Below are 14,384 nucleotides of genomic sequence, written 5' to 3' on the forward strand. Positions count from 1 at the left end.
GTGAGATTAGCGATGGCGCGTCTGGAAAGAACTCTCCCGAAGGTGCACGGGATGCGACGACGACAACGCTGAGGACGACATCTCATGGGCATAGCAGGGCGTCTCCACGGACGAGGAGACTCCGCCGTCGCCACCGCTCTGTACGGGCCGGACCTCTTCCGGCCCGACGAGCTGACCGCGAGCCGCCTCGCCGCCGACATGCGACGCATTCCCGACCTCAGGAAGACCTGGAACCCGACGATGGGAACCCGGCTGTTCGACAGCCGCAATCCGGTCGGCACCTACGACTCCCACATGAAAGGCATCCCCTTCCAGGAGAACCTGGCCAAGACCCGGGCCCTGAAGGACTTTCCCGACCTTCCCATCGCCACGGACGCCCCACGCCGCCACGGCTTCGCTGCCCGCGGCACGGCACTGCTGCGGGCCATGACCGAAGCGATCCCGGTACCCGACACCCCTTTCTGGCACGCAGTGGCCGAACAGACCTACGGGTACGCCTGGTGCCTCATCGACAACAACCGTCTGTGCCGAGAGTGTGTACACGGATCCTGCTCCGTCAGCCTGTTCGACTCCTTCGCCGACTACTACCACTTCGCCGAACAGATGCCCGAGACCCTCGACATCTGCGCACAACGCGTCGTGGAGTACATCGACCACGTCCACCGCGACCACGCGGTCGACGGCCAGGAACGCAAGATCATGGACGCCTGGCTGGCGTCGACCCAAGCCATCTACGCCGACGTCCTCCACCCCAAGGCCAAGCGGCTTCGTCTCCCCGACGACGAGCTCCGCACCATCCGGTACCGCGTGATCAACGCCGCGATCCGGGCGTTGACCCTCCAAGCCCGCCACGAGCAGGGCCCACTCATCGGGGACGACAACACCATCGACGCGGTCGCGCTGGCCGCTGCGGTGACGCACGACGCCTGTGACCGCCGCCACGACAACACCGCCAACGAGTACTACAACACCCTCACCTTCATCGCCGCCCACACCGGCATGGAAAGCGTCGACATCGTCCGCCGGTTCTGTACCGATGTCTGGGCGTGGGCCATCGACCAAGGCGCCGACTGGGCCCTGCACATCGCGGGCCGACTGCTGGTCTGGCAGGTCTACATGGCCCGCTACCAGGCCGACGTCCTCCTCGACCACCTGACCGCCCCCGCCCGCCGAAAGAAAGCCAAGGTCGACCCCTACGGCGACCCCGTACTCAACACCCTCAACCCTCTGCCGCCCAGCCCCACCCCCGACGACTACGACCTGCGCTCGCGCTGCCAGGACAAAGCCCGCTACGACCACCTGCTCCACGCCTGCCTGGCCCACTTCCAGAACTGCCCCGGATGCCGCGGCTACGACACCGCCACCTGGCAGCAGCGGGTCCCCCTCATCGAGGCGGCCTACCGCACCAAGTACACCGACTGCCGCTGCCTGGACACCCTCAGCACCTACTCGATCCTCGCCTCGCTCGACCACCTCTGGTGGGCAGCGGATCCCTCATCCCGCTACACCGGCCCGACCGGCGAATGGTCCCCCTTGCTCTGCTGATCCCCTCTTGCCCGATATGGCCGAACCACCGGTGTTGGGTGCCCTTGAGTGCCGTCCTGGCGTGCTTGCACGACGTCTGCCAGGGGCACGTAGCGGGCCGGAGACCATGTCGTCCGACATTGCTGGAGCTCGAATGATGGATCGATCGAGGGTGCTTGACGCCCCCGGTGCCCTTCCCCTGTTGGGGCACGCGTGGGAGCTGTGGCGCCGGCCGCTGGCGTTCCTGTCCTCCCTGGCGGGAACGTGTGACGTGGCCGCACTGCGGCTGGGACCCCGGCCGGCGCATCTCCTGGTCAGTCCCGAGGCGGTGTGGGAAGTCCTGGTGACCCGCAATCAGGACTTCAACAAGGGCGCCCTGTTCGAAAAAGGCAAGGCGGTCACCGGGAACAGCATCGTCGCCTCGGAAGGGGACTTCCACAAACGTCAACGGAACCTGTTGCGGCCGGCGTTCTCGGCTTCGCGGTTCGGCGCCTACACCGAACTCATCCGCGACGTCGCGCAGGACATGTCGGCGCGCTGGCACAGCGGCCGCACCATCGCAGTCGACCAGGAGATGTTCAGGATCAGCGCCGCGGCGGTGATGGTGTGCCTGTTCTCGGCGCCGGGGCTGGCGGAGGAGGCCGCCGCGGTGGCGATGCGCTCCATGCCGACGGTGGCCACCGGTGTCGCCATGCGGGCCCTGTCCCCCTCGCAGCTGCCGTTCCGGCTCCCGCTGCCTGCCAACCGGCGCTACGAGCGGTCGCTGCACGACATGCACGCGGTGATCGACCGGATCATCGCCGACTACCGTGCCACCGCGGTCCGCCACGGCGACCTGCTGTCCATGCTGCTGGACGCCCAGGACGAGGAGAGCGGCGAGCGGATGACGGACGCCCAGATCCACGACGAGTGCGCCGGGCTGCTCGCGGTCGGGTCCGAGACCACCGCCCGTACGCTGGCCTGGATGTTCCACATCCTGGGATCCCGTCCGCACATCGCGGCGAAGGTACGGGCCGAACTCGACGACGTCCTCGGCGACGGCCCGGTGACGTACGAGGCCATCATCCGCCTCGACTACCTGCCCCGTCTGGTCGACGAGGTGCTGCGGTTCCACTCGCCGGCGTTCCTGTTCACCCGCTCCCCGCACACCGACCTCGACCTGGGCGGGCACCGTGTCCCGGCGGGGACGCTGATGCTGTGGAGCCCCTACGTCCTGCACCACGACCCGGCGTTCTTCCCCGCGCCCGAGCGGTTCGACCCGGACCGGTGGATCGAGCCCACCGCCGAAGCGAAGCGCGCCTTCCTGCCCTTCGGCGCCGGCCCGCACCGCTGCATCGGCTCCGCGTTCGCCGTCAACGAGATCATCACGATCCTCGCCACCGTGACCCGCCGCTGGCACCTGACCCCGGCCGCCACCGGGCCGGTGCGCTCCACGGCACTGGCCATCCACTTCCCCACCCGCCTGCCCATGGTCCCGGTCCCCGTCACCGCCGCGAGCTAGCCACGCCCCCGCCTCTCGCCCGGTCGGCTCGCCGCGAGATGGCGGGCCGACCGGCCTCCAGGTACGCCGGACAGGTCTGCGGCCACGGGGCCGGCAGTGCCTCCGCTCCTTCGAGCTGTTGCCGTGCCGCATGAACACCGTGGGCCGGATCTCCGGCTGGGCCGGACGGCCGCCAGAACCCCACCGAAGGCTGCGGGGCGACGGCGACACGGTGTCCTCGGCGTTGATCACCGGCGAGAACCACCGGGCCCGTGAACCGGCTCGGTCCTCGCGCCCCGGGCCCGAAGGCCCAGGCCCGGGGCGCGCCGTGCGTACCAGGGACGGGGGTGTCAGGGGTTTGGGTGGGTACCGTGCTCGGGGTGTGTGGTGTTCTCGATCGGAAGGCCGTCGATGCGCGGGACGTCCGCCCAGATGTGGACGTCCCTGATGTCGGTGGTGGCGGTGGCTGCTCCCCCGGTCAGGGTGAAGGTGAAGGTCTCGCCCGGTTCGATCGCCTTGCGGGCCGACCAGGGCGCGGCGCTCAGTTCGACGAGCAGTCCGCGGTCGTGGGGTTTCGCGGAGACCACCTCGGGTGTGATCGGGTGGCCGGTGGCGTTCACCGGGCCGCCGAGTTGTGGGGGCAGGACGAGGGACAGGCGCCAGTTTGCCGGGATGGTCCTGCCTCGGGAGGGGTTGGAGACGGTGACGGCGGCCTCGAAGTAGCCCACGTCGCGGCGCCGCGTGCGAAGGGCCAGGCTCGGCCGGGTCCCGTCGTGTCGGCGCCGGGGGGCGACCTTGACGAAGACCCACCTCATCCGGAGGTCTTCCGGGTCGAACACGGCGGCGTCCACGAGCGTGTCCACGTTCGTCGTCAGGAATCCCTGTGCTCCTCGGCTGACGACGTACGTGCCGTCGTCCTGGCGCGTCCACGCGAACGACGTGCCTGGCACGTCCAGGGTCACGGCGACCGCGGGAGGCTTCACGCGCAGGTACGCCCCGGAGGTGGTGTTCCTCAGGCGTCCGGCGTCGTCGGGCGACCAGAGGGCCCCTGTGGCGTCGAAGTCGCGGGTCAGGCCGATCTGCGAGCCCTGCGCGAGGCTCTTCGGCACGAGGTAGCGGCCGTCGTGCACGGACTGGAGCAGGTACTGTCCGCCCGCCGCGGGTTTCTCCGAGGGCCTGTGGTGTGTTGGCAGCGGGCGGAACCCGAACGCCATCCATTCGATGCCGGCGATGACGGGGCGCCCCCAGTCGTTGAACTTGCCGCCCTGGATGTCGGAGAGGACGTAGTCGGTGCGGTAGAAGTCGATCCCGTCGCGGCTCAGGGTGCCCGTGTTGCCGACCCATCCCGGGGGCGCCTTGGTGGTGTCGTTCTCGCCGCCGACGCCGAACGCGAGCTTGAGCACCCCGTGTTCGGCGCCGTCCCACTCGATGCCCCACACGTGGGTGACGGGGCGGGCGCCGGTCTCGATCGGGCTCGGGGCGCCGGTGTCGGTCTTGCCGACCGACACGACCGGACCAACGGGCTTGCCGTTCCAGGGCTGCCAGCGGGCGCCCGCGACGCGCGAGCCGTCCTTGACGCTGCTGCGGTACACGGTGAGGTCGCGGACCTGCGTGTACGGCAGGGGACGTGCGCGCACGGCGGCGGGCATATCCTCCATGATCCTGCCGAGCGGGCCGTCGTAGACGACCCAGTCCAGGTCGACATCGTGACCCTCGGGGTACTGGAGGGCGTCGAAGTAGGGCCAGGAGCTGTGCTGGGCCCAGCCGTTGAAGACCATCTCGCGTTCGTAGCGCAGGCGGTCCTCGTCGGCGCTGTAGGCGTTGAAGCCCTTGTCGTAGGTGCGTCTGGCACGGTTGGGGTAGGAGTCGGGGTCCTGGGTCCCGACGATTTTGGTGAGCTTCCCGCTGAACGTGTCCACGGTCGAGGGTTCGAAGCCCCAGGCGCGGCCGTGCAGGGTCATGTCACGGAGCAGGACCAGGTGGAGGTTGACGACCTGGATGAACAGCGGCAGGACCAGGACCGGGTTCAGCTGCGTGCCGGTGGGGTTGAAGCGTGGTGCCGCCGCGGCGATGACCGTCTCGGTGGCGATCCATTTCGCCCGGATGGCGGGAAGGTCCTCGCCGAGACGGGCGAGGTCGCTGTAGTCCTCGGCGGCGGTCCGCAGGCCGTTCAGGTCCGCCTGCAGTTGTTCGTAGTACGCCTGGTTGAGCTTCTCGCCGATCAGTTTCTCGACCTTCTCGCGCAGCTGGCTCCACACGTCCGGGCCGGGGAACAGGTGCTGCAGGAGCAGCCCCATCGCCGCGCCCGCCACCGTCCCGATGCCGGGAACCAGCTTCAGCAGCGCCGGCAAGGCGACCTTGACAGCGTCGATCGCGGTCTGCGAGATGTCCTTGCCCTCGCGTGCCCCCTGACCGAACGCCCCGGCCGTGGTGTCGGCGCCGGCCCGCTCGCCGGTTCCTCGCTCCTGGCTCATTGCCCCTCCCCGCCCCGCGGTTCGCGGTGCACCGGCCGGCACGCCGCGCGAAGCCCAGACAATCAGTCGGTTACGACCTGTTGAAGGCGCTAACCGGACATCGCGCACCGCCTGTCGCGGACACCGCACGGGACCGCAGTAGCGAGCCGGGGCCGGTGTGCCGTTCGAAGCGCGCGATGGTCCCGGCCGAGTCCACGTCGCTCACCCCTCGCGCAGGGAACGACCCACAGCACGGCACCCATTGGGGGCGAAGGCCGAAAGTCGCGCAGGACGCCGGAGCTTCCCCGGTCCTGGCCGGCCCGGACCGGACGACGCCGAGCGCGCGGCCCTGGGCCGTGGACGGGCGCGGCTCGCCGGGGCCGTCGCTGCGATCGACGGGGGCCCGCGTAGGCCGAACGGGTGATACCGGCCGGTACTGCGAGCCCGAACGGTGCGGCTCACTAGGCTCCCGTGATGTTCATACGACCAAGGGGAGGGCTCGCATGGCGAAGACGGGACCCGGGGACGGCGTGGTGGGGATCATCACCACCGTCGCGGGCTGCTTGGAGTTCACGGACGGCAAGGGCGACGGCGGGCCCGCGACACAAGCGGATCTCACCTTCCCGTCGGCGGTGGCGGTGGACGCCCACGGCAACCTCTACATCGCCGACACCGGCCGCAGCCGGATACGGAAGGTGTCGGCGGGCGACGGGATCATCACCACCATCGCGGGAAACAGGCATGCCGGGAGCGGTGGTGATGGTCCCGCCACCCGCCCGCCGCTGTATGAGCCGCAAGGGGTGGCGGTCGACGCGCACGGCAACCTCTACATCTCCGACACCGAGCACCACCGGGTGCGCAAGGTGTCGGCAAGTGACGGGACCATCACGACGGTGGCGGGTACCGGTGAGCGCGGCTTCGGTGGTGACGGCGGCCCCGCCACCCGTGCCCGGCTCCAGGCGCCGGAGGCGCTGTGCGTGGACGCGCAAGGCAACCTCTTCATCGCGAGCGACTCCCGGGTGCGCAGGGTGTCGGCCGTCGACCAGACCATCACCACCGTCGTGGGCACCGGCAGGGCCGAGGGCGGCGGCGATGGAGGCCCCGCTCGGCTCACGGCCATCTACACCCCGAACGGTCTGGCGGTGGATGCCGAGGGCAACCTCTACCTGGCCGACGGGATGCTCGAAGCGGTGCGCAGGGTGTCGGCGAGCGACCAGACCATCACCACCATTGCGGGAAGAGGGTTTCGCCTGTACAGCGGTGACGGCGGCCCCGCACGCGAGGCCTACTTCGACCGTCCTGAAGGGGTGGCGCTGGACTCCCGGGGCAACCTCTACATCGCAGACTCACACAACTACCGGGTGCGCATGGTGTCGGCCGGCGACGGGACCATCACCACCGTCGCGGGAGACGGCAAGCAGGGCACCGGAGGGGACGGCGGCCCCGCCATCAAAGCGCGGCTGGCGCTTCCGAACGCGGTGGCCGTGGACGCGCAGGACAACCTCTACATCCTTGACAGCGGCACCGTGCGGAAGGTGACGTTCACCGCTCCGAAGCCGGCACCCGCACCGGCACCCACAGTGCCGAAGACCCGCGCGAACCTCTCCGGGCAGGCGTCCTGCGACAACCAGAGGACCACGCCGGCCGCGGCCTTCAAGAAGCGCCTCACGGTAACCGCCAGGAGCACCGACGACGGCTCGCTGCTCGCGGGAATTCCCGTGCTGTTCACCGTCTCCGGCGGCACCGGCTCCCACTTCCCCGACGGTGCCGCGACCGCGGAAGCGGTCACCGACGCCCAGGGCACGGCGAAGGCCCCCCAGCTCACCGCGGGCCCCACCCCCGGCACGGTGACCATCAGCGTGGAGGCCCACCGTAACCCCGGCAGCAACCCGGCCCGCTACCGGGCCCAGGTCACCCCGGCCTGACCGAGACGCGCCCCTGGTGGGCCCGGACCGCCCCGGACCCACCAGGGCTGCCAGCAGCCCCGTTCGCCGGTGCATCAGCAGGGGCTGCCCTGCCCTGGAAACCACCGGCCACCACCATGTTCTCCCCAGGACAACCGCCAGCGTGCCAGGGAATATCGCACGATCGGAATGACGCTCCCCGCCAGTCGACGAGCGCGAGCGCCGTGTCGTTGCGCTCACCGGAGGTGCTGGCCCACACGACCCTGGCCCCCGCAGTGCCGGTGCCGGCCCCTTCGCGGCCGTCACTCAAAACGAGCCGCACCCATCTGAATGACCAGGGGCGTTGTCGGTGGGTCGGCCAGCGGTGACAGATGTCGGCGCTATATGTCAGCTAAAGGCATCAACAACAGGAGCCCGAGGGCGAGGGCATTCAGGGAGTTCCAATACCCGACTCCACCATTACACCCGGACCGGCGCTCGATCGAGCTGGCCGGCGAGGCGCTGAGCGCGCACCTGAGCGGGCCCCGTGAGGCCCCTGGTCCCGAAGTGGTCCCGCCGGACTCCCCCGGCCGCCGCCTGCGGCTCGTGCGCTGACCCATCCTCGGAAACGGCAAAAACCCCGCTGGCCTGGACCTTCGTCCAGTCAGCGGGGCTCCGACATCACTGTCGGGACGACAGGATTTGAACCTGCGACCCCTTGACCCCCAGTCGCCCGGCGATGTTGACCTCAGCCTGCCGTGCGCTGAACGGAACGCGTTGTCCGTGCAGAAGACCAAGCCTTGCGCAAGCTGATCTGCGACGTGTGGTCCCCAAGACGTCCCCGACACGACATGTACCCGCGTATGAGTAGCGTTGGGGGCTGGCGCGGTGGCTGATGCTCCGTCTTCAACCCCCGACTCCGCTACTCCTCGTTCGTGGACCACTCGTTGGCGAAGTGCTCCATCTGCTTGAGGACCAGCTCGATGGCCTCCGGGGCCTCGTCCGGCGGGTAATTGCGGCGGGCCAGGAGGCGCTTGATGGCGCTGCGGAGACGGGCACGGACCGGCTCGCGGGCGATCCAGTCCGGCTTGAGTTTGCTGCGGACCTCGGCGACCAGTTCGCGGGCGATGGAAGCCAGGACCTCGTCGCCCATGACCGAACGGGCCGTGCCGTGGTCGGCGACCGCGTCGTAGAAGGCGAGCTCGCGCCAGTCCAGCGGCGGCTCGAACTTCTCGCCGCGCCGGGCGTCCTCCATGACCTCCTTGGCCATCTCCACCAGCTTGGCGATGAGCTCCGCGCTCGTGCACTGCTGCCGCATATACCGGACCATGAGGTCCTGCAGCCGCTCCGAAAAGGTCGTCCGCCGGACGATGTTGTGCCGGGTCACCTCGCGCATCTTCCGCTCGATGAGCCGCCGCAGCGCCTCCGCCGCCAGGTGCGGGGTTTCGCTGCTCTGGAGCTTCGCGACGAGCGCGTCGTTGAGGTGCGTCAGGTCGGCGGTCTCCAGGCCGGCCTCGGCGAGCAGATCGGTCACCCCGCCGGTCTCGACGACCGAGGAGGTGAGCTGCGCCAGGTACAGCTCGACGTCGCGGGCGACGGGAAGACCGCGGGCCTCGCGGTTCATCGCGTCGATCTTCGCCATGTAGGCGCGGACCTCGACGAAGAACTGGATGTCCCGTCGCCAGGCGGGATGGTCCGGGAAGCGTTCACCGATGTCGGTGGAGCTGCCGCAGAGCGCGTAGAAGCGCTCCAGGCCGTGGGCGTGCTCGCGGTAGCGCCGGCCGAGCGTCTGCCGGGGGTCGTCGAGCTTCTCCGGGTCGTTGCCCGCAGTAGCCGGGTCAAGGAGGTAGTTCGCGGCCCGGAGCGCGGCGTCGATGAACGCCGTCTTGGAGGGCATGTCCAGCCTGGCCCGCCAGTCGAAGCCCCGCAGGATGTCGTTCAGGATGTCGTACTCGTTGCGCAGCTCGTCCAGCGCGCGGTCGAGGTCCTGCCCGAGCGTGCGGTCCTGCTGGTCCGCGTCCGTGTACTCGGCGATCGCCCGCTGGAGGTTCTCGGTGAGCGGCGCGTACCCGACGAGGAGCCCGTCCTCCTTGCCTCGGAAGCGGCGGTTGACGCGGGCCAGGGCCTGCATCAGGCCGGCGCCCTTGAGCGGCCGGTCCAGGTACATGGTGTGGACGGGCGGCGCGTCGAAGCCGGTGAGCAGCATGTTGTTGACGATGAGCAGCTGCAGCTCGTCCTCCGGGTCCTTGGCCCGGTTGATGACAGCCTTACGGCGGCTGTCGCTCAGCGCGTGGGCGAGGAGCCGATCGGAGTCCTTGCGCGTGTTCGACGAGAACACGATCTTCATCGCGCCCTTGTCGATCTCGTCGCTGTGCCACTCTTCCCGCAGCTCGCACAGGGCGTCGTACACGCTGACGCAGATCTCGCGGGTGGCGCACACAATCATCGCCTTGCCGGGCGCGCCGCCCGCCTCGGAGACACCGACGAACGGCTGCATCGCCGTACGACGCGTCTCCCAGTGCTGTACGAGGTCGGCGGCGAGGTCCCGGATGCGGGCGGGCGCGCCGTACATCGCATTCATCGTGGCGACGGCCTGCTCGACCCGGCGGCGCTCGACGTCGTCGAGCCCCTCGGTGATCCGGTCGGCCTCCTCGTCGATGGTCGTCGGGTCGACATCCCGATCCATGACGAGCTGGATGACCCGGCTCTCGTGGAAGACCTTGACCGTCGCGCCGTCGTCGGCGGCCCGCTTGAGGTCGTACACGTCGATGTAGCCGTTGTAATCGCCCTTGTCACCGAACACCTCGCGAGTGTTGCGGTCGGCCTGGGAAAGCGGGGTGCCGGTGAAGGCCAGGAGCGTGGCGTGCGGGAGGGCGTCGCGCAGGTGGCGGGCGTAGCCGTCGAGGTTGTCGTAGTGGCTGCGGTGCGCCTCGTCGACGACGACGACGACGTTCCGGCGGTCGGAGAGGAGCGGGTGGTCCGCGCCGGACTCCTTCTCCTCCTTGGTGCGCCCGAACTTCTGGAGCGTCGTGAAGAGGATGCCGCCGACCCGCTTCGCCGAGAGCTCCTCGCGGAGCTCGGCCCGGGTGAGGACCTGCTTTGGCGCCTCCGGGAGGATCTCGCTCTCCAGGAACGTCGAGTACAGCTGATCGTCGAGGTCAGTGCGGTCCGTGATGACGACGACGGTCGGGTTCAGCAGCGCCGGGTCCTTCATCACCATGGTGGTGGTGAGGACCATCTCCTCCGACTTGCCGGAGCCCTGCGTATGCCAGACGACGCCTGCCTTCCCGTCGCTCGCGGCGGCCGCGCGTACGGCCTCGGCGGCGCGGGTCACGGCGTAGTATTGGTGCGGCTTCGCGATTCGCTTCATCCGCTTCGACGGGATGAAGTTGACGAAGGACTTGATGAAGGCGAGGAACCGGTCCTGCGTGAACAGGCCGTATAGGGCCAGGTTCTGGCCCGAGTCCCATATGCCCTCGGCGGAGAACGGCTCGACGCGCTCGCCGAGTTCGTCCGTGTTCCACGGTGCGAAGTGCTCGTACGGGGTAAACGGCGTGCCGTACTTGGCCGTGATGCCGTCCGATACGAGGACGACCGCGTTGTACCGGAACGCGGTTGGGAACTCCTCCACGTAACGGGTGACCTGGGTATGCGCGTCCTGGAGCGTTGCGTCCTCGTCGCCAGCGCGCTTCAGCTCCAGGACGGCGAGCGGCAGTCCGTTGACGTACAGCACGACGTCGAAGCGGCGGCGCTTCTCGCCGTCGATGACGGTGACCTGGTTGAGGACGCGATAAACGTTCCCGTCCGGGTCGTCAAGGTCGACGAGCCGGAGGGTGGGGTTGTGCTCGGCCCCGAACGCGTCGGTGTACGTGACGGACCGGATGCCGGAGGTCAGGAAGCCGTGGGCGGTGCGGTTCTCCTCGTACGTGTCCTGGGAGGTCGGCGTCGCGGCGACCCCGACGGCGTCCCGAACGGCGTTCGGCGGCAGGTCCGGGTTGAGCCGCTCCACCGCCTCTCGGAGGTCCGGGTACAGGATCAGGTCGTCCCAGGACTTCCGGTGCCCGGAGCCGACCGCGAACTTGTTGCCGGGGGCCGGCTCCCAGGCGAGCTCGGCCAGCTCATCGAGGGCAAGGAGCTCCCAGTCGGACTCGTGGGGGCGGTGGTTCTGCTTGTCGTCGGGGGCGTCGGTCATGCATGGTCCTCGACAATCTTCTCGGCGTCACGGACACGGAGGCGGCCGGACATGAGCTGGGGGAGGAGGGTGTCGCGGAGGGCGGCGAGGGTGTGGTTCTCCAATAGGGCATGGGTGACACGCGCCATGAGCGGAGCCGTCGTTTTGTGCCACGCGGCAAGCTTCGGGGCGTCGGGCGCGACGCAGTCAAGGTCTGTAATGATCTTCTTATTGATGTGCTGCTGGGCTCCACCCGACGCGTGCTTTGTCAGGTCGGCGACACGTGCCTGGATGTCGTAGAAAAGCCAGTCGTTGAGGGTGGGGTCTTCGGACCAAACTCCCGCAACGTTCTGACTTCCTCCCGCAGTGATTTCCAGGCGGGAAATCTGCCCCATTGTGGCGCCGGTGATGCCGATCAGAGTGGCTCCGGGTGGCATCATCTTGGCGGAGCTCCCGGCCAGGCCCGCCTCAGTAATCAGTTCACTGGGTTCGATAACGCGGAACTCATTGGTCTTGCCCGAGTTGATCCAGTTCACCGTTCCCTGGTTCCAGTAATCCGGATTGGCGCGGCTCGGCGTGCCGCCGACCACCACGCGGGCCAGCCGGTCGAGGCGTTTGGGCTGCCCAACAAGGCCGCAGCGTTCCCTCTCGTAATGGTTCCGAGCCAAGGCGTCAGCCGCGCTCGCGATGCGCTCGTTGATGGCGATCTTGTCGTCCAGGGCGCCGAGCACGGAGGCTACAGCTTTCTGCTCCCAAAGGGGTGGGTTTGGCACCCTGAACGACTTCACGGTGGCAACAGGTTGTACCAGTCCCGGCACTCCCACCGTCGATACATGCTGCAGAATTTCGCGCTGCCCGAGAGGTGAAACTAGCCAGTAGTAGTAGAATTCTGGGAATGCCCGATTTGAATCAAGGCGGGCCTTTACCTGGCTAGTAGAGAGAACGTAGCGCTCATGCTTTGGTGATCTTGGGATCATTGATACCTGGCCAATGGTTCCGCGATGAGTAATCACCAAATCGCCCGGAGCTAGGTTTGCGCCGGGAAGGCTATCGGCTTTTCCTTCCGTGATATAGACGAAGTCTTCATCATGGAAGCGACCGGTTCCAAGATTAACGCCGCGCACAAGAGGGACGCCACTGGGTACGTAATCACTCTTGGTGAAAGCGGATCCATACGGCTTCGAGATGGAACTCTTCTCGTGGGCTGAGATTTCATCGAAGCGAATTTGGGGCCACTCAGGCATTGATCCTACCCAACTGCTGCCGGACTACATTCTCTAGCTCTGTCGACTTCTCGAATAGCCCGAACAATTCCTCCGTCAGTACAGTAATTCGTGCCGCCATTGCCTCCTCGCTCTCTTCTTCCGCTTCGATGGCCCCCACGTACCGTCCCGGTGTCAACACATACCCGTGTTCCCGCACGGTCTTCAGGTCCGCCGAGAAGCAGAAGCCGGGTGCATCCTCGTACGTCAGACCCTCGGTCTTCGCCGACTCCGTGCCGCGCCACGCGTGGTAGACGCCCGCGATCTTCGCGAGGTCTGCCTCCGTGAGGACGCGCTCTGTTCGGTCGACCATCTCGCCCATTTCGCGGGCGTCGATGAACAGGATCTTCCCGCGCCGGTCTGTCAGGTCCTTCGCCCCCTGCGGGGACTTGTCCTTGGCCAAGAACCACAGGCACACAGGGATCTGCGCCGTACGGAAGAGCTGGGACGGCAGTGCGACCATGCACGCCACCAGATCCGCCTCCACCATCGACTGGCGGATCTCGCCCTCGCCGCTCGACTGGGAGCTCATCGAACCGTTAGCCAACACAATGCCGGCCGTGCCGCGCTCGCCGAGCTTCGACACCATGTGCTGGAGCCACGCGTAGTTGGCGTTGTTCTTCGGGGGGACGCCGTACTTCCAGCGGGCGTCGCTCTCGTTCCGCGCCCAGTCCTTGATGTTGAACGGCGGGTTGGCCATGACGAAGTCGGCCTTGAGGTCCGGGTGCTTGTCATCGTCGAAGGTGTCACCCCAGCGGGCGGCCAGGTTGCCGTCGATGCCGTGGATCGCGAGGTTCATCTTCGCGAGGCGCCAGGTGCGCTCGTTGAGCTCCTGGCCGTAGACCGCGATGTCGGCCTTGTGGCCGCGACCCCGGTGCGCCTGAATGAACTTGCTTGCCTGGACGAACATACCGCCCGAGCCGCAAGCCGGGTCGTACACGCGCCCGTTGTACGGCTCCAGGATCTCGACGATCAGCCGGACCACTGACTGCGGGGTGTAGAACTCGCCGCCCCGCTTGCCCTCCGCGCGCGCGAAGTTGCCGAGGAAGTACTCGTACACCTCGCCCAGTACGTCCTGCGCCGGCTTGTCCTCGGTGCCGCCGAAGCGCGCGTCGCTGATGAGGTCGACGAGCTCGGCCAGGCGCTTCTGGTCGACGTTGTCGCGGTTGAAGATCTTCGGGAGGACGCCGGTCAGGGCGGCGTTCTCCCGCATGACCGCGTCCATCGCGTCGTCGAGGAGCTTGCCCACGCCCTGGCTCTTGGCGTTGGCCGCGATCCAGGCCCAGCGGGCAGTCTCGGGGACCCAGAAGACGTGGGCGCCGGTGTACTCGTCGCGGTCCTCCAGGAAGTCGCCGATCTGGTTCTCGGAGATGCCGTCCTCGGCGAGCTCCTTGGCCAGCTCGTTACGGCGCTCCTCGAAGGCGTCGGAGACGTATTTCAGGAAGATGAGGCCGAGGACGAACTCCTTGTACTGCGCGGCGTCGATGGAGCCGCGCAGCTTGTCGGCGGCCTTCCAGAGGATCGCTTGGATCTCCTTGGGCGTGGAGGCGCTGAACAGCTCCTCCTGCTCGGTGGGCTTCTTGTTGCGCGGGGGCATGAGGTGGGCCGTCT

At 68.1% G+C, this 14,384-nt stretch carries 7 protein-coding genes; 3 read left to right on the plus strand and 4 right to left on the minus strand.

The genetic code is table 11. From position 1 onward, the window contains the following. The first annotated feature begins 84 nt into the window (after nucleotides 1–84). Entirely contained in the window at nucleotides 85–1,545 is a 1,461-nt protein-coding gene (locus ABT238_RS23440; protein ID WP_350784441.1) for a hypothetical protein, read from the plus strand. Nucleotides 1,546–1,681: 136 nt separating this feature from the next. Next, entirely contained in the window at nucleotides 1,682–3,025 is a 1,344-nt protein-coding gene (locus ABT238_RS23445) for a cytochrome P450 (protein ID WP_350784927.1), read from the plus strand. A gap of 329 nt (nucleotides 3,026–3,354) precedes the next feature. Here the strand turns inward: ABT238_RS23445 and ABT238_RS23450 are convergent, their stop codons facing one another. Further along, nucleotides 3,355–5,478: an insecticidal delta-endotoxin domain-containing protein gene (locus ABT238_RS23450; RefSeq protein WP_350784464.1), complete on the minus strand. Its 2,124-nt coding sequence runs from the start codon at nucleotides 5,476–5,478 to the stop codon at nucleotides 3,355–3,357. A 512-nt stretch (nucleotides 5,479–5,990) separates the two neighbouring features. Between ABT238_RS23450 and ABT238_RS23455 the strand changes: the two genes are divergently transcribed. Further along, a complete protein-coding gene (locus ABT238_RS23455; RefSeq protein ID WP_350784475.1) occupies nucleotides 5,991–7,382 on the plus strand; it encodes an NHL domain-containing protein in 1,392 nt (463 codons plus the stop codon). 880 nt (nucleotides 7,383–8,262) lie between these two features. On the opposite strand, the gene ABT238_RS23460 is transcribed toward ABT238_RS23455, so the two are convergent. From ABT238_RS23460 to ABT238_RS23470, 3 genes are read right to left on the minus strand one after another with little or no spacing between them, the layout of a single operon-like run. Then, nucleotides 8,263–11,532, minus strand: a complete 3,270-nt coding sequence (locus ABT238_RS23460) for a type I restriction endonuclease subunit R (protein ID WP_350784497.1) — start codon at nucleotides 11,530–11,532, stop codon at nucleotides 8,263–8,265. After that, nucleotides 11,529–12,755, minus strand: coding sequence for a restriction endonuclease subunit S (locus tag ABT238_RS23465; protein ID WP_350784522.1), 1,227 nt, complete (start codon nucleotides 12,753–12,755; stop codon nucleotides 11,529–11,531). The genes ABT238_RS23460 and ABT238_RS23465 overlap by 4 nt, the downstream gene beginning before the upstream one ends. Further along, complete coding sequence (locus tag ABT238_RS23470) at nucleotides 12,748–14,370, minus strand: class I SAM-dependent DNA methyltransferase (RefSeq protein ID WP_350784540.1); 1,623 nt, start codon at nucleotides 14,368–14,370, stop codon at nucleotides 12,748–12,750. Before ABT238_RS23470 ends, ABT238_RS23465 begins: the two co-directional genes overlap by 8 nt. Nucleotides 14,371–14,384: the final 14 nt, after the last annotated feature.

Origin of the sequence: Kitasatospora sp. NPDC001527 (genome assembly GCF_040298605.1) — a bacterium.
Lineage (GTDB): Bacteria > Actinomycetota > Actinomycetes > Streptomycetales > Streptomycetaceae > Kitasatospora.